Origin of the sequence: Methylobacterium sp. Leaf118 (genome assembly GCF_920984675.1) — a bacterium.
Classification (GTDB): Bacteria; Pseudomonadota; Alphaproteobacteria; order Rhizobiales; family Beijerinckiaceae; genus Methylobacterium.
In genome coordinates this window covers 74,939-90,579 of the sequence record NZ_CAKLBV010000015.1, presented here as the reverse complement: position 1 = coordinate 90,579, position 15,641 = coordinate 74,939, and the positions used below count along the sequence as shown (strand labels likewise).

The 15,641-nt window shown below is 69.9% G+C and carries 13 protein-coding genes and 1 pseudogene; 9 read left to right on the top strand and 5 right to left on the bottom strand.

The annotated features are described in order from the left end of the window. Window positions 1-76: 76 nt before the first annotated feature. The 3 genes from LW587_RS09110 to tnpA all read right to left on the bottom strand — a co-directional run bounded on the left by LW587_RS09110 (window position 77) and on the right by tnpA (window position 3,364). Window positions 77-1,591: a diguanylate cyclase domain-containing protein gene (locus tag LW587_RS09110; protein ID WP_232629263.1), complete on the bottom strand. Its 1,515-nt coding sequence runs from the start codon at window positions 1,589-1,591 to the stop codon at window positions 77-79. A gap of 8 nt (window positions 1,592-1,599) precedes the next feature. Then, on the bottom strand, window positions 1,600-2,001 hold the full coding sequence (locus LW587_RS09105) for a hypothetical protein (RefSeq protein WP_232629262.1): 402 nt from the start codon (window positions 1,999-2,001) through the stop codon (window positions 1,600-1,602). Window positions 2,002-2,809: 808 nt separating this feature from the next. Beyond that, window positions 2,810-3,364, bottom strand: coding sequence for an IS66-like element accessory protein TnpA (tnpA, locus tag LW587_RS09100; protein ID WP_232629261.1), 555 nt, complete (start codon window positions 3,362-3,364; stop codon window positions 2,810-2,812). A gap of 489 nt (window positions 3,365-3,853) precedes the next feature. On the opposite strand from tnpA, the gene LW587_RS09095 reads away from it, so the two are divergent. From LW587_RS09095 to LW587_RS09055, 9 genes and pseudogenes are all read left to right on the top strand, one after another. Then, a complete protein-coding gene (locus tag LW587_RS09095; RefSeq protein WP_232629260.1) occupies window positions 3,854-4,111 on the top strand; it encodes a pentapeptide MXKDX repeat protein in 258 nt (85 codons plus the stop codon). A gap of 64 nt (window positions 4,112-4,175) precedes the next feature. Then, entirely contained in the window at window positions 4,176-4,790 is a 615-nt protein-coding gene (locus tag LW587_RS09090) for a sigma-70 family RNA polymerase sigma factor (RefSeq protein WP_442919106.1), read from the top strand. After that, window positions 4,783-5,448: an NrsF family protein gene (locus tag LW587_RS09085; RefSeq protein WP_232629259.1), complete on the top strand. Its 666-nt coding sequence runs from the start codon at window positions 4,783-4,785 to the stop codon at window positions 5,446-5,448. Before LW587_RS09090 ends, LW587_RS09085 begins: the two co-directional genes overlap by 8 nt. 217 nt (window positions 5,449-5,665) lie before the next feature. Further along, the gene (locus tag LW587_RS09080; protein ID WP_232629258.1) at window positions 5,666-6,301 is read left to right on the top strand and encodes a cytochrome b/b6 domain-containing protein; all 636 of its coding nucleotides are present in this window, start codon (window positions 5,666-5,668) and stop codon (window positions 6,299-6,301) included. A gap of 4 nt (window positions 6,302-6,305) precedes the next feature. Next, window positions 6,306-7,067, top strand: a complete 762-nt coding sequence (locus tag LW587_RS09075) for a molybdopterin-dependent oxidoreductase (RefSeq protein WP_232629257.1) — start codon at window positions 6,306-6,308, stop codon at window positions 7,065-7,067. 974 nt (window positions 7,068-8,041) lie between these two features. Continuing rightward, complete coding sequence (locus LW587_RS09070; protein WP_232629256.1) at window positions 8,042-9,229, top strand: efflux RND transporter periplasmic adaptor subunit; 1,188 nt, start codon at window positions 8,042-8,044, stop codon at window positions 9,227-9,229. Further along, window positions 9,226-11,226: an ABC transporter permease gene (locus LW587_RS09065; RefSeq protein WP_232629255.1), complete on the top strand. Its 2,001-nt coding sequence runs from the start codon at window positions 9,226-9,228 to the stop codon at window positions 11,224-11,226. The genes LW587_RS09070 and LW587_RS09065 overlap by 4 nt, the downstream gene beginning before the upstream one ends. Next, window positions 11,223-12,719, top strand: a complete 1,497-nt coding sequence (locus tag LW587_RS09060) for an efflux transporter outer membrane subunit (RefSeq protein ID WP_232629254.1) — start codon at window positions 11,223-11,225, stop codon at window positions 12,717-12,719. The genes LW587_RS09065 and LW587_RS09060 overlap by 4 nt, the downstream gene beginning before the upstream one ends. A 157-nt stretch (window positions 12,720-12,876) precedes the next feature. Continuing rightward, window positions 12,877-13,053: pseudogene (locus tag LW587_RS09055) on the top strand (IS3 family transposase); the annotation flags it as partial. On the opposite strand, the gene tehA reads toward LW587_RS09055, so the two are convergent. Next, window positions 13,049-14,068 carry a dicarboxylate transporter/tellurite-resistance protein TehA gene (tehA, locus tag LW587_RS09050; protein WP_442919107.1) on the bottom strand — a complete coding sequence of 340 codons (1,020 nt, stop codon included), beginning with the start codon at window positions 14,066-14,068 and terminating at the stop codon, window positions 13,049-13,051. The pseudogene LW587_RS09055 and the gene tehA overlap by 5 nt on opposite strands. A 1-nt stretch (window position 14,069) precedes the next feature. Beyond that, complete coding sequence (locus tag LW587_RS09045) at window positions 14,070-15,461, bottom strand: aminotransferase-like domain-containing protein (RefSeq protein WP_232629253.1); 1,392 nt, start codon at window positions 15,459-15,461, stop codon at window positions 14,070-14,072. Window positions 15,462-15,641: the final 180 nt, after the last annotated feature.

Sequence of the window (15,641 nt, the reverse complement as noted above, 5' to 3'; positions counted from 1 at the left end):
CGGTCCCACACTGGGTCAGATTGCCCATCCACGAACGTCCGCTTTAGGGCGAAGGGTCAGGGTCCGCTCCCCACCCCTAGCAGTCGCTCGCAAAGTCAAGCTGGTTGGATTTTGACCCTAACGTTACCGACGCCCACGTGAGAGAACATGCCCCCTGGTCGGCATCGACCCGGTAGGTCTGTGCCGTTCCCTTTCGGGCGCGCTTGGCGGTGTAGAGAGCGGCATCGGCCTGACGCAGGAGCACTTCCCGGTCTTGTCCGGCTGCCTTCGACCACGCGATGCCGATTGATCCTGTCACTCGGGCGATATGGCCCTGTCCGTCCATGACGATCTCAAGGTCGTGCAGGAGGCGTCGCACCTTCCGATCAACACCGGCGCGATCGAGATCGGCGGACATGACGACCGCGAATTCGTCGCCTCCCAGCCTCGCTGGACGACACCCGCCGTTACAGGAGGCACGCAAACGATCAGCGACGCGGCGCAGTACCGCGTCTCCCGCCGCATGTCCGAGGACGTCGTTGACGCCCTTGAACCCGTCGAGATCAATCAGAAGCACCACCACATCGCTGTTCACAGATCGCGCTTCGCGCAGCCGTGCATCGAGAACACGATTAAATTCTGCTCGATTGGCAAGTTGGGTCAAATCGTCGGTACGGGCTTGGTGGCGCAGGCGCTGCTCCAAGTCGTACCGTTCGGTGATATCCTGGATCAGACCGATTAGGGCTACAGGCTTACCCTGGGCCAACTCAATCTCGCAGGAGCATCGCACGCGCCGCGCGTTGCCTTTGGCGGTTACGAAATCGGCGTCCATCTCGAACGGCTCGCCCGTGTCCAGCGTCCGCATCACCGCAGCGATGAACATGGTACGGTCTGGTTCGGGAAAGTGGTTCATGATTTCGCCGGTCGGCACGCCGCCGCTGACGGGCCGCTCGTGAATGGCGAAGACGCCGTCCGACCAAGCGGTGATCTGCCTGTCGATGTCGTAACGGTACGATCCCATGTCGGCCATGCGCTCGGCCTGCTTGAACTGTCGACGCTCGCGTTCGAGCCGTTCAACAGCCAGACGCTGATCTTCAGCAGCCCCGGCAGCGCGAAGAGCGATAGCCCGCGCCTCGATTAGGGCCTCGGCGACGCAGGCCAACTCTTCCAGGACCTCTAAGTCGGCTGGAGTTGGCTCACGCGGTCGCTCGTCGAGGACGCAGAGCGTGCCGATCGCGACTCGGTCTCCATCGGGCTGCTGGATGCGAACCGGGACACCCGCGTAGTAGCGGATGTTCGGTGCGCCTGTAACGAACGGGCTTTCGGCGAAACGGGGGTCGAGCCGGGCGTCCGCCACGGTGAGCGCCGCTTCGGTCTCGACTACGACAGGGTAGAACGCCTGAGCCCGCGCGGTTTGGGGTGCCAGGGGACCGCAGCGAGCCTTGAACCACTGCCGCTCTGGGGCAACCAGGGTGATCGAAGACATGCCAGTGCCAAGCATGCGCTGCGCGAGTTTTGCCAGCACATCGAACTCGCGCTCAGGCGGCGTGTCGAGGAGGGCGATCTCAGCCAGTGCCTTTTGGCGGACTTGCTCGCGCTGATTGATCGGCATGAATCGTTCTACAACCAATTAGCTTCGCCGAGGCCAGACAGCGGTGATTGAGGTACGACGAGGGAGCTTAACTGCCCGTGTCTCTGCTCGAAGAGCACCGGATCGCTTCCGAGGAACCCTTCGTGGGTGATGAGGAGGACGCAGTGCGCGCTGTCGGCATGGTCGCGAACAGCCTCCTCGATCCTGCGCACCACGCCTTCGCGGAAGCCGGTCTGGCCCGAGTGGATCGTCTTCACGGTGGCGCTGCGGGTCTTCGCGTCGAGGCGCTCCCGCAGGTAGGCGCCGAACTCTTCGGCCAGTTCCTTGCGCGGCACGGCGATGACGTACCGCCCCGGCGTATCGGCGACATCGTTGAGGACCGAAAGCGTTTTCCCGCTTCCAGGTGCGCCGCTGTAGATTTTCAGGTTCATGATTCTGGGATCTTCGAGTGTTGTCTCTGATTAAATCCGTCCGCCGCGTGTCTATATAAAGCAAAAGCGGACGGATTTAATCTATATCGGGCGACGAGGGATGTCGATTTGTTTCCTTCGGTGACGAGTTGTGCCCTGGGACGCCCGTTTCGGGTGGCCGAGGGCGCGGCTCGTCACATGGGGTCGCTGGCGGCCGAAGGCGGACAGCTACCCCTCGTCCTTCGTTGTCATAGAAGGACACCTCCCAGGGAGACGACGATTCAGTCGCGGCCCGCTTTCCTCGCGCTGACGCGCTCGTCGGCGGTCCGCGAGCCGATCGACCTCCGAACTCGACGGCGCCTCGCGGCTCCGCCGACTCCGGAGATCAACCGGCGAAGAGGAGATGAACCGGAACGAAGGAGAGGACGCGGAACACCGATGTCCCTCGTTCGTGGCCTCGTGTCCGGCTCCATGAAGATTGGCCGCCTCGGCGGCCCCAGACATGCAACGGACGCTGTTGTTGGCTCCGGTAGGGACGCCGTCGCATCATCCGCCACGCTCGACCCAGAGAACGTCCGATCGTCGGACATCCTGCGGCAGAACCATCATCGGGTCGTTCGAATCGACCGTGATCAGGACGGTCGCCGAGATGGTGGTGAGCGATCGGCGCCGACCCTACCGAGGATTGAGGCGCCGACCGTTCAAAGACCTGTTCGCCGATTGTGATCTCGACCAACGCCGAATCAGGGCCGCCGCAACGCCGAACGAGCAACCGCGCCTGATGTGACCACTCCGCCGGTTCGGCCTATCCCGTCAAAGAAGGCGCGAATTACGTCAACGCCTTGCAAACGAACGCTATTTCCGACGAAGACCGAGGACGAACGAAATTCGTAATGAGGGGGTCGGGGGTTCGAATCCCTCTTGCGGCACCGTCTTTCTGGTTTAGCAACAAGCGCTTAGCAGCCGAAAGTTTCGCCTTTCGAGCGGCTGTGTGCCTGTCCGCAAGCAAGAGAGTGAGCGCAAGCGCAGCATTGCCGCAGCAGCACGCATCGCACTTGGCCGCCCCGACCTCGGCCCGCAGCCGGTGGCCGCCGGCCAGTTCGATCTCGTTCATGCCCAGCCCGGCCGGCCTCTCGGCGGGCGCGAAGGCGGGAGGCGGCAGCGCGAGCGGGACGAAGGCCGGCCGGGCGGAGGTCGTGCGGGCCTGCTGCTCGGCCCGCACGGCGCGCTGCCACTGGAACAGCAGGCTGGAATGCAGGCCGTGCCGACGCGCCACAGCCGAGGCGGTCGTGGCGGGATCGTCCGCCTCGGCCAGGATGGCCCGCTTCTGCTCGGGCGACCAGCTTCGGCGCGTGCCGGCGACAACGATGTGAGGGGTGGTCATAGGACCAGACACAGGGCCGATACAGCGCCATCCGACGCCACTTCCTGTATCCAGAGCAGAGCACGACCCGCACAAGGCGGCCGTCACCGAGTGCTTACGGGCGCTCGCCCCCCCCCCTGCGGCCAGAACGCGGCACCCGACGAGCAATCGGCATTGGCGCGAGGCCGATCTCGAGGGTGAGGTGCTTGGCGCGGAAGGCGGTGCGGGTTTCCGGGCCCGCCTTCAGGTCCTTGCGCAGTTCGTTTCCGAGCCATCCGGACAGGACGGCGCCGTGATCGTGCAGTAACCGGACGGCCGGATCGCCGGGGCCGCCCGTCTCACGCCCGGGTTCTGACGCTTCGACCCATGACGCGCTCGGTCGGTGCCGGATCGTCGGCCGGATGTGGGGCGGCGAAAAAGGTCTTCGCGACGTGTAACCGCGAAGGGCCTGCCGGCGAAACCGAGTGCAGTGCCACCCCTCGGCGCGGCACCGCCACGAAGGATCACCCCATGAGCACGTTCCTGCGCATCGCCTCCGCCCTCGTCCTCGCCACGACCTTTGCGGCAGCGCCCGCTCTCGCGGCCGAGACCATGGCGAAGGACGGCATGTCCAAGGATTCCATGGCCAAGGATTCCATGGCCAAGGACAGCATGAGCAAGGACAGCATGGCCAAGGACGGTATGGCGAAGGATTCCATGGCCAAGGACTCGATGGCCAAGGACGGCATGAGCAAGGACGGCATGGCCAAGGATTCGATGAAGAAGTAGGCTCGTCCGCGACAGCGCGGGGCGGGTGGCCCGTCCGGGCCGCTCGTTCTGCCGGCCCGTCCCCATGGCCTCCGGAACCTTCCTGTCCATGCCCGCCCCGTCGAAGGCGTCATCGGGAGAGGCGTCGCTGTCAGCGGCCATGCAGGCGGCTCAGAACGGCGATGCCGTGGCCTATCGCGCCCTCCTGCGCGACTGCGTCCCCGTGATCGCCGCCATGGTGCGGGCCAAGGGGGTGCGAGGATGCGCCGTCGACGACGTCGTCCAAGAGACGCTTCTCACCGTCCATCGGGCCCGCGCCACCTACGATCCGGCCCGGCCCTTCCTGCCGTGGTTGCGCGCCATCGCCCAAAGGCGGGCGATCGACGCCCTGCGACGGACCGGGCGAAGCCCGCGCGAGGTCCACGATCCGCTCGCCTACGAGGCGGGCGTCGATGACAGCCCCTTGCCCGGACAGGCTCTCGATCTCCGCGAGCGGGGCCGGTTCCTCGCGGCCGCCGTCGCGCGGTTGCCGGAGGGGCAGCGCCAAGCGATCGAACAGATCGCCCTGCGCGAACTGTCGCTCGACGAGGCGTCCGCCTCCACCGGACGGACGAAGGGCGCGCTGAAGGTCAATTTCCACAGGGCCCTCAAGGCTCTGCGCAACTCCCTCTCATCCGCCAAGGAGGGCACGGATGCCTGATCCGGCCAGCCACGAACAGCGTGTCACGGACCTCGTCGACGATCTGGCCCGGTCGCTCACGCCCGTCCGCCGATTGCCGGGACCGGCCCTGCGCACCCTGGCTTGGGGGTGCGCGGTGCTGGTCCTGGGCGCGATCCTCCTGCCCATGGCCGATCTCGGCGGGATGGGGGACCGCCTCGGCGTGCCGGATCTGCGCTACGCCGCCCTGTGCGCCTTCCTGACCTCCGTCAGCGCGGCCTTCGCGGCGTTCCAGAGCAGCGTGCCGGGGCGCAGTCCGGCCTGGTCCCTCCTTCCGCTCCCGCCGCTCGTCCTGTGGCTGGGGTTCAGCGGTCTCGGCTGCTTGCGATCGTGGATCGCGCCGGCCGCCAACCTCGCGGAGCCCGAGGAGATGCGCGGCTGCTTCGCCTTCCTGATGGGCGTGTCGCTGCCGCTCTCGGTGGTGCTGGTGACGATGCTGCGCCGGGCCTGTCCGCTCCGCCCGAACCTGACGGCGGCGCTGGGCGGACTCGCGGCCGCCGCGGCCGCCGCGGCGCTCCTGGTGCCGTTCCATCCCCATGACGCCACCGCGACCGACCTCTTGGTTCATCTCGTCGCCGTCCTCGTCGTCGTCGGCCTCAACGGCCTCCTCGGTGGCCGCCTCCTCGACCGGACCGCGTGATCCGAACACCGGACGCGTGACGGCGTGCCTGCGACGCCGGACCGAAAAGCGCACCCGCACCTGTAACCGCGTGGCCCAGCCGGCGAACTTCCTCTCGCGAGAACTCTCTCTCGCATGGGGGCATCGGCGCCTCCCCCGGGACCGCATGCCCGTCGCAGCCTGAGAACACCCTCAAGCGCGGGGAACCGTCGATCGGCCGCCTCGCAGGAAGGTTCCCATGTCCTCTCCGTCACGGCGGGCCGAGCGCCCGATCCACCCCCTCGTCGTGCGGATCACCCATTGGGTGAACGCGCTGGCCATGTTGATCATGATCACGAGCGGATGGCGCATCTACAACGCCTCGCCGATCTTCGGCGACTGGGTGTTTCCGAAGGCGATCACCCTGGGTGGGTGGCTCGGCGGGGCCCTGCAATGGCATTTCGCGGCGATGTGGCTGCTCGTTGCCAACGGCTTGGTCTATCTAAGCTACGGACTCGCCTCGGGTCACCTGCGGCGCCGCCTCACGCCCCTGTCTCCGTCCGAGATCGGACGTGACTTCGTGGCGGCCCTGACCTTCCGGCTTCCCCACAAGCCGGGCGCCTACAATGCCGTGCAGCGTCTTCTCTACGTGGGCGTCCTGCTGGTCGGATTCGTCATCGTGCTCTCCGGCCTCGCGATCTGGAAGCCCGTCCAGTTCGCTCCGCTCACGGCGCTGATGGGCGGATACGATCAGGCGCGGATCGTCCATTTCCTGGCCATGGCCGGCCTGACCGCCTTCGTGGCTCTGCATCTCGCCCTCGTGCTCCTCGTCCCACGGACGCTGCCGGCGATGATCGTCGGCCGTGAGATCCAGTTCGGCTCCGATGCCCGGTGACGCCATGACGCTCTTCGATCGTTTCCGACCGGCCGCCCCCACGCCCCGCACGGGGCGCCTCGTCCGGCCCGACCGGCGCCTCTTCCTGCGCGGCGGGCTCGTCGCGGCCAGCGGCCTCGCCCTGGGCGGCTGCGACCTCTCCGACAACCCTCAGGTGGAGGGGGTGCTCAGCGGGTTCTCGCGCCTGAACGATCGCCTCCAGGCCGCTCTGTTCGGCGGCACGCGCCTGGCGCCGACCTTCGACGTCGCGGACATCACCCCGGACTTCCCGTTCAACGCCTATTATCCGGCAAGCAAGATCCGCGTGATCGACGGCACCACCTGGAAGCTCGACCTGTCTGGCTTGGTGTCCGACCGGACACCGTGGACGCTCGACCGTCTCAGGGCGCTGCCCCAGGAGGGACAGATCACCCGCCATGTCTGCGTCGAGGGCTGGAGCGCCATCGGGCACTGGTCCGGGGTTCCGTTCCGAACGTTCCTCGAGCGGATCGGAGCGGATCTGACGGCCCGCTACGTCCGGTTCGATTGCGGGGACGATTACTGGACGAGCATCGACATGCCCAGCGCGCTGCACCCTCAGACGATCCTCGCCCTCGAATACGCCGGCGCACCGCTGCCGCCAAAATACGGCTTCCCGGTCAAGCTGCGCATCCCGACCAAACTCGGCTTCAAGAACCCCAAGCACATCATGGCCATCACCGTGACCAATGATTACCCAGGAGGATATTGGGAGAATCAGGGATACAACTGGTTTTCGGGTTTATAAACCTATCCGGATTGCAGCCATGCCGGCTTGTGATGAAAGTCGGCGCGGCCGTCCGGGGGATTGACCGCACCGGTCGCACAGTATGGGCACTCCGCCCAAACGTTCGAAGACGCAGTGCCGATCGAACGGCCGGGCGGTCGGTGTCGGTGGCCTGTCCGGACGTCCTTGGCGGGTTCGCTGGACAGCCGCGCCCCACGCCATGACTCTCAGAACACCCCCGCTGTCGTCACGGCCCCCACTTGGGAACGGTCGGCGACCGGGCGTTTTATGGGGGGCTCCCAAGGCCGGTGGCTCTGATCAGCCCGTTCACGATCCTGGAACAGAGGGCTCTTGCGGTCGCCGCGGACGAGATTCGCCGAACAGGGCACTGACGGATCGATTTTGGTGCCGTCGCGGGCAAGGCCGGCATGGGCACGACCCACATGCGCCACATCTCGGCAAGGGCGGCAAGACCCGTCGACAAGGGCGGTAAGACCCGTCGGCAAGAGCGGCAAGACCCGTCGCGGGCTCCGCTCGGCCCCCACCCAGGCGCGCTCGGCCGCTTGGGGCTCCGTTTTCGCCTCGCGCCGGGGCGGCCCCCTCGATCGCGCCATGAATCGGCGGGACGACCGGCGCGCGATGCGGATGCCCCGGGGTCGGCCTGAGACCACAAAAAGTGATTCAACGGCACTGACGGTTTTCGGAGTTCGCTCGTCAAAGCGAAGGCAGCGCGTCCGACATCGCCGGCCGCTGCGATGCGTCGACGCGATGGGGAGCCCGATCCGCAGCAAGCCTGTCCCGCCTTCCCTGGCCCCGCTTCGGACCGGCCTCTTGCGGAGATCGCGGATCGCCGTCGGGTCCCTGCGGAGACGCAGATTGCGCCCGTTCGGACGGGCGCATCACGGCCCCGGCGTCGACGCGTCGCCGGGATGGTCCCGTCACCGAGACGTTTCGCCGGGATTTTCCCCCTCGCGTCCCCTGGAGCCAACCGACCGTTGCAACGCCGCGCGAAACTCTTCCTCGCCCTGACGGGGACCGTCGGGCTGGCCCTGGCGGTCGTGGCGGTCCGGGCCGGGGCGCCCGGGTTCTCCGAACAGCCCCCCCGCCTCATCACCCTGCCGGTCCGCCTCGGGGATCTCGAGGACACTGTCCTGGCCAACGGCACGATCGAGCCGACGCAGCTCGTCAGCGTCGGCGCCCAGGTCTCCGGCCGCCTGGTCGCTCTGCATGCGGGCCTCGGCGACCGGGTCAAGGCCGGTCAGCTCCTCGCCGAGATCGATTCGGTGCCCCAGGAGAACGCGGTCCAGAAGGCGCAGGCCACCCTGGCCTCCCTCCAGGCCCAGCGCGACCGCGCCCGCGCGACCCTCAAGCAGACCGAGCTCGCTCACAAGCGCCAGTCCGACATCCTGTCCGGGCGGGCCGGCAGCCGGCAGGATTACGAGACGGCCGAGGCGGGCCACGCCATCGCCCGGGCCGATCTCGCCAATTTCGAGGCCCAGATCGACGGGGCGGGGGTCGAGGTCCGGATCGCCCGGGCCAACCTCGCCTATACCCGCATCACCGCGCCCATCGACGGCACCGTGGTGGCGGTGATCACCCGCCAGGGCCAGACCGTGATCTCGGCCCAGACCGCCCCCACCATCGTCAAGCTGGCCGACCTCACCACCATGTCGGTCAAGGCCCGGGTGTCGGAGGCCGATATCGGCCGTCTCCAGCCCGGCACCCCGGTGGTGCTGACCTCCGCCGCCCAGCCCGGCCGCCGCTACGAGGCGCGCCTGCGGAGCATCGACCCGGCCCCGGACCAGATCCTGGCCGAGACGAGCGCGGCGAGCCAGGGCGCCGGCGCGAGCCAGAGCACCGAGACGCCGATCTACTTCAACGCCCGCTTCGAGATCGCCAACCCGGACGGCCTGCTGCGCCCCCTGATGACCGCGCAGATCTCCTTCGTCCTGGCCCGCGCCACCCAGGCCGCCCTCGTCCCCGCCGCCGCCCTGCGGCGCACCGGCGAAGGGCGGGGCCTGCTGACCCTGCTCGGCCGCGATGGCCGCCCCGAGGAGCGGCCGGTGAAGACCGGGATCACGAACGGCATGGATGTCGAGATCGTCGAGGGGGTCGCCCCCGGGGAGGCGGTCGTCGTCGCCGGCCCGCAGGATGCCGCGGGCATCCCGAGGTTCCCGCTGTGATCCCGGCCGCACCCCGTTCCCCCTCTCCCCTCTCCTCGCCCGCCCCCCTGCCGGCCGGGGCGGAGGAGGCGCCGCTGCTGTGGCTGGAGGGTGTGCGCCGGACCTACCGGATGGGCGACCAGACCGTCGCCGCCCTGGCGGGGATCGATCTCGCGATCCGGGCCGGAGAATTCGTGGCCATCGTCGGCCAGTCGGGCTCGGGCAAGTCGACCCTGCTCAACCTGCTCGGCTGCCTCGACCGCCCGAGCGAGGGCCGCTACCGCATCGACGGACGCGACACCGCCGGCCTCGATCCCGACGGACTGGCGGCCCTGCGCCGGCACAGCTTCGGCTTCGTCTTCCAGAGCCACAACCTGCTGGCGCGCCTGAGCGCCCAAGCCAATGTCGAGATCCCGGCGATCTATGCCGGCGTGCCGGTGGCCGCCCGCCGGGGGCGGGCGGCGGCCCTGCTCGAGCGGCTCGGGCTCGGCGAGCGCCTCGATCACCGGCCGGCCCAGCTCTCCGGCGGCCAGCAACAGCGCGTCGGCATCGCCCGCGCCCTGATGAACGGGGGCCGCATCATTCTGGCCGACGAGCCGACCGGCGCCCTCGACAGCCGCACCACCGGCGAGATCATGGCCCTGCTGCGCACGCTCTGCGACGAGGGCCACACCGTGGTGATCGTCACCCACGACACCTCCGTCGCGGATGCCGCCGATCGGGTGGTCGAGATCGCCGACGGCCGGATCGTGTCCGATCGCGTCCGCCGGGCGCGGGAGGCCGCCCCGCTCCGGGCCCTGCCCGCCCCCACGCCGGGACGCGGCGCCCGGCAGGGCCTGGAGGCGTTCCGCAGCGCCTTCCGCACCCTCGGCGCCCACCGCCTCCGCAATGGTCTCACCGTGCTCGGCCTCGTGATCGGCGTCGCGGCGGTGATCCTCGCCGTGTCGATCGGACAGGGCGCGAAGCGCCAGGTCATGGCGCAGCTCTCGCAGTTCGGCGAGAATGTCGTCGAGATCTTCTCCCGGTCGCCCCTGGCCGTGCGCACGGCCCCCCCGGTCGATTCGCTGACCACGGCCGATGTCGAGCGGCTCGCGGCCCTGCCCTTCATCACCGGGGTCTCGCCGAGCCAGATGCTGCCCACGGCCACCCTGCGGAACGGGGGCCGGGTCGTGAAGGCCTCGCTGGTGGGGGCCGCGCCCGACTTCTTCCGGCTCCAGTCGATCCCGGTCCCGACGGGCCGCGCCTTCAGCGAGGCCGCCCTGCGGACGGCCCAGGCCGAGATCGTCATCGACACGCAGGCGCGAGCGGAGCTGTTCCGACCCGGCGAGGATCCCCTCGGGACGCTGATCCTGGCCGGCTCGACGCCGGCCCGCGTCGTCGGGGTCGCGCAGGTGCCGTTCAACTCGCGCTACGGCCGGACTCCCTTCGCGGCGATGCCCTACACCACCTTCCTCCAGCGGATCTCGGCCAAGCCGTTCTTCGACGGCATCACGCTGCAGATCTCCAAGGCGGTCGATCACGACATCGCCCTGGCGGCCGTCGGCAAGCTCCTGACCGCATGGCACGGGCGCACGGATTTCACGCTGTTCGCCAACGAGCAGATCCGCAGCATGATGCGGAGTTCCAACGCGGTCTTCGAACTGCTCGTCGTCTCCACCGCGACGATCTCCCTGCTGATCGCCAGCGTCGGCGTGATGAACATGATGCTGGTGGCGGTGGCGGAGCGGACCCGCGAGATCGGCCTGCTCATGGCGCTGGGCGCACGCCGGGGCGACGTGATGCGCCAGTTCCTGATCGAGGCCCTCGTCATCTGCGCGGCCGGCGGCGGCTTCGGGGCCGTCCTGGCCCTCGGTCTCGCCCAGGCCGCCCTGTCTTTCGGGGCACCGATCCAGCTGGCTTTCGGCTGGGAACTGGTGGCCGCCGCGATCCTGAGCGCGGGTCTGGCCGGCATCACCGCCGGCGTGCTCCCGGCCCGCCGGGCCGCGCGCATCGACCCCGTCGAGGCCCTGACGCGATGACACGGATCCGGATCACAAGTCGCCTCGCGGCCCTCGCTCTGCTCCTGTCCGGCGGGGGCTGCATGGTCGGACCGGATTTCCGGCCCCCTCGCCCTCCCGCCCTGTCCCGCTACGGGGCGGAGCCCGACCCGGTGCGCCTCGACGCCCCGGGCGGCGCGCAGGTGCTATCCTATGGAGTCCTGGCCTACGGGGCGGAGGGGCCGGCGGCCTGGTGGCGGCTGTTCCGGTCACGCCGCCTCGACGGCCTCGTCCGCGAGGGCCTCGCCGCCAATCCCGGCCTCGCCCAGGCCGAGGCGGCCCTGCGGGAGGCCCGCAGCCAGACCGACGCCGCCCGGGCCGGCCTGCTGCCGGAACTCTCCGGCGGCCTCGACCGCAGGGGGAGCGGTCCCGTCCGGGGCGGGAGCGTGTTCGGCCTCTACGGCGCCAACCTCGCGGCCAGCTACGGGGTCGATCTGTTCGGCGGCCTGCGCCGCGGCGTCGAGGCCCAGGCGGCCCTCGAGGGGGCGACGGCCGAGCGCCTGCGCGCCGCGGCCCTGACCCTGAGCGGCGCCATCGTGACGGCGGCGATCCAGGAGGCCGGACTCTCCGCCCAGATCGCGGTCGCGGAGACGATCCTGCGGCGCTACCGGGAGCAGCTCGACCTGATCCAGGTCCGCGAGGCCGCCGGCGCCGAGCCGGTCGCCACCGTCCTGACCCAGCGGAGCCTGATCCACGGCCAGGAGGGGACCCTCGTCGCCCTGCGGGCGCAGCGGACCCAGACCCGCCACCAGCTCGCGGCCCTGACCGGGCAGGCGCCGAGCCGCTACGAGGCGCCGGGCTTCGGGCTGGCCGAGCTGCCCCTGCCGCGCCGGGTGCCGGTGCGCCTGCCCGCCGCCCTCGTGGCCCAGCGCCCGGACATCCGGGTCGCCGAGGCCGAGCTGCACGCCGCCTCGGCGCGGATCGGGGTCGCGATCGCCGACCGCCTGCCGCAGATCACCCTGACCGCCCGTCTCGGCACCAGCACCGCCACCCTCGCGGGCCTCGCGGCGGCCAGCGGCTGGGCCGCCGCCGCCGGGCTGGTCCAGCCCCTGTTCGACGGCGGCGCGCGGGCGGCGCGCCAGGAGGGCGCCCTCGCGGCCTACGAGGGCGCCCGGGCCGGCTACCGCGCCACCGTGCTCACGGCCCTGCGCGAGGTCGCCGACGCGCTCACCGCCCTCGACGCCGATGCCCGCCGGCTCACGGCGGCGACGCAGGCCGAGGATCTCGCCCGCCAGGCCCTCGACGCGATCCAGATCCAGTACCGGGCCGGGGGCCTGCCCTATACCGACCTGCTCCTGGCGCAGACGCGCTTCGCCTCCACCAGCCTCACCCGGCTTTCGGTGCAGACCCAGCGCCTCACCGACACGGCCCTGCTGCTCCAGGTCCTGGGAGGCTCCTGGGAGGAGCGACCTTTGGAGAGGCCCTCAGAGGGGACCGTCTCCGAGGGGCCGACGCCGGAGCGCCCGCCCGCCTGATCGGGGGGGACCGCTCTCCCGCGGGGCCGGAGCGATGCAAGGGAACCGGGGATTGCCCCGTTTTTGTGGACGGTCAGGAGACTTGGCTGAGCAGGTCCGGATTTGCCGCCTCTGATACCAAATCTGCCATCCCGAAGGGATCAACCGGATTTGGTATGAATCCGCCCAAGGCACGAGTGAAGCTTTCCAGTGCCTGATGGCCGAGCACGGCGTGACCTGCTCGATGAGCCGGTCAGGCAACGTCTGGGACAATGCGGCGATGGAGAGCTTCTTCTCCTCGCTGAAGACCGAGCGCACAGCGCGGCGGACCTACCGCACGCGGGACGCCCTCAGGGAGAGCGGATCGGCAGCAGCTTCCCGCGCAGCAGGAGACCGAATGTCCGGATCGCGATCCAGCCGATGATCAGGTTGGCCGCGGCGAACAGGGGAACGGCCAAAGCCGCGCTCGGCCCGTCCAGCCCGCGTTCGGTGAGGCGCAACGCGGCGAGGGGGAGGGCCGAGACGCCGAACGTGTATGCCCAGGCCGCCGGCGAGAACGGCTGCTGGCGCAGCCAGGGCACCAGCCGCACCATCACCAGGGCATGCAGCAGGGCGTAGCCGAAGAGGATCTGGGCGAGGCGGTCGGGCGGCCCGTCGGTGACCGCGAGGTAGGCGACGCAGGCCACCGCGGGTGGCGCGAGGTGAAGCCCGAGCGAGGCCCGCAACGCCACGGGCAGGGTCTGCAGGATCAGCCGATGGATCACGACCGATTCCAGCGTCAGCCATGACAGGAGGCCGGCGCCGAAGTAGAGCAGGCCCAATTCCTTCATGCCGAAGGCGGCGCAGGTGATCGCTGCGACGAAGCCCCCGCCGACTGTCGGCATGTAGAGGATCGGCGTCGTCGCCTCGAAGGCGCGGTCGCCCCGCCACAGGCCCCCCACGCCCCAGACGGCGAACAGCGTCGCCCCGACGAGCCCCGCCAGCGCCATGATCCAGGCCGCGCCCGGCCAATGCGGCGCGAGGCCGACGCTCGCGATCATCGTGGCGACAGGCGCCAGCGAGGCGAAGAACGACGAGGTCGGATCGCGCATCTCGACGAGCACCGTGTCCCGGTCGTTCAGCCACCGCGCGGCGTAGAGGGCCAGCCACGCCCCCCAGACCGCGATGCCGAGAAAGGAGAGAACCTCGCCGATCCAGGCGGGGGAGAGCCCGAGGCGCGCGGCGGTGCGCCAGCCATTGCCGAGGCCGCAGAGCCCCAGGACCATCCCGAAGAAGGTCGCCGGAACCCGGGTCCGCGGGATCCAGGCGAACGGGCGCCACGGGCGCGTCGCGCGCCCCGCCTGGTCCCGGTTGCCGGAGGAGCCCGCCACGTCAGACAACGGTGGACACCGCGCCGGGGGGCTGCGCCAGCAGGGTCGCCAGCAGGCTGAGCCCGTACCGCAGGGTCTCGAGATCGGGCGCCGCGCCCAGGGAGACCCGGAGGGCCTCGGGGGCCGGCCCCACCGCGAAGGCATCGCTGAGGATGACGGACAATCCGAGCTGACGGGCATGCGCCCCGAACGCGTCGCGCCGCCAGGGCTCGGGAAGCCGGAGCCAGAGGTGGTGCCCGCAGGGTTGGGCCCGGATCTCGAGATCCTGCAGGACCTCGCGGGCGACCGCCTGGCGAAGGCCGTTCTCCTCCCGGATCGCCGCGGCGATGGCCTCGATCGCGCCCTCGGCGATCCAGTGCGAGGCGAGCGCCGCCGTGAGCGGCGAGGCCATCATGTTGATCGCCCGCAATTCCGCGGCGAGCCGGACCGTCTCGTGGGTGCTTGGCACCGCGACATAGGCGATGCGCAGGCCCGGGCTGACGCATTTGGACAAGGTGGCGATGTGCCAGGTGATGTCGCCGGCGAAGGCCGCGATGGGCGCCGGGGCCTCCGCCGGCAAGGCGCCGTAGGCGTCGTCCTCGATGATGGCGACGCCGTGCGCGCGGGCGATCTCGGCGATGCGCTCCCGCCGCGCCCGCGGCAGCGTCGCGGTCGTCGGGTTGTCGAGGGTCGGCACGACGTACAAGGCCCGCGGCGCCTCGGTCTGGCAGCGTTCCCGGAACGCGTCCGGGTCGAGCCCGTCTGCGTCGCAGGCCACCGGAATGAGGCGGACGCCGCGGCGCTCGGCGGCCATGCGCAGGCCGGGATAGGTCAGGGTCGGCACGCACAGCCCGTCGCCGGGCTTGAGGAGGGCGGCAAGCACGGCGACCAGGACGACCTGGGCGCCGCCCGCCACGAGGACGCGCTGTACCGAACAGGTCCCGAGGCGGCGGCCGAGCCACTGCGCCGCCGCGGCGCGGTCCGCGAGGTTCCCGGCGCTCTCCTGATACTGCATCCGGTGGAGAAAACCCGGCGTGCCGGCCAGATGCGCCAAGCCCGCCTCCATACGCTCGCTCAGACGCGCCGCCGCCGGCTGGGGCGGCATGTTCATGCTGAAGTCGAGGCGCCCCGGCGGGGGCGGCCGACGCATCTCCGCCGCCGGCGCGGCCGGACTGCGTACGAAGCTGCCCTTTCCCGCCGTGGCATCGATCAACCCGGTCCGGCGGGCCTCGTTGAAGGCGCGGGTGACCGTGGTGAGATCGACGTTGAGCTGCTTGGCCAGGGTGCGCTGGGGTGGCAGGCGCACCCCCGGCGGCAGGCGGCCGGCGCGGATGTCCTCCGCCAGTGCCTTGACGATGGCGAGGTATTTCGGCCCTGCGTCACCCACGATTGTCGGGTTCCAACTTTCCATCATTGACCCTTGTTCTCGCGATGGCGTATGGACACACCCAACATACAGACCGGGCAAAACGCAGCTTTGTCTGGGGTCGCGCCGTCAAAGTGGCACGATTTTTCCGCGAATGTATGGAGATTTAGGCCACACATTCGCAGCGTTCAAGGTGTGTTTCGAGGCCCCTGGGGACGGTGGGCGGAT

What these genes read in the sequence shown, in the direction of transcription:
- LW587_RS09110 (WP_232629263.1), bottom strand. Translation starts at nt 1,591, where the DNA reads ATGCCGATCAATCAGCGCGAGCAAGTCCGCCAAAAGGCACTGGCTGAG.
- LW587_RS09105 (WP_232629262.1), bottom strand. Translation starts at nt 2,001, where the DNA reads ATGAACCTGAAAATCTACAGCGGCGCACCTGGAAGCGGGAAAACGCTT.
- tnpA (WP_232629261.1), bottom strand. Translation starts at nt 3,364, where the DNA reads ATGACCACCCCTCACATCGTTGTCGCCGGCACGCGCCGAAGCTGGTCG.
- LW587_RS09095 (WP_232629260.1), top strand. Translation starts at nt 3,854, where the DNA reads ATGAGCACGTTCCTGCGCATCGCCTCCGCCCTCGTCCTCGCCACGACC.
- LW587_RS09090 (WP_442919106.1), top strand. Translation starts at nt 4,176, where the DNA reads ATGGCCTCCGGAACCTTCCTGTCCATGCCCGCCCCGTCGAAGGCGTCA.
- LW587_RS09085 (WP_232629259.1), top strand. Translation starts at nt 4,783, where the DNA reads ATGCCTGATCCGGCCAGCCACGAACAGCGTGTCACGGACCTCGTCGAC.
- LW587_RS09080 (WP_232629258.1), top strand. Translation starts at nt 5,666, where the DNA reads ATGTCCTCTCCGTCACGGCGGGCCGAGCGCCCGATCCACCCCCTCGTC.
- LW587_RS09075 (WP_232629257.1), top strand. Translation starts at nt 6,306, where the DNA reads ATGACGCTCTTCGATCGTTTCCGACCGGCCGCCCCCACGCCCCGCACG.
- LW587_RS09060 (WP_232629254.1), top strand. Translation starts at nt 11,223, where the DNA reads ATGACACGGATCCGGATCACAAGTCGCCTCGCGGCCCTCGCTCTGCTC.
- LW587_RS09045 (WP_232629253.1), bottom strand. Translation starts at nt 15,461, where the DNA reads ATGATGGAAAGTTGGAACCCGACAATCGTGGGTGACGCAGGGCCGAAA.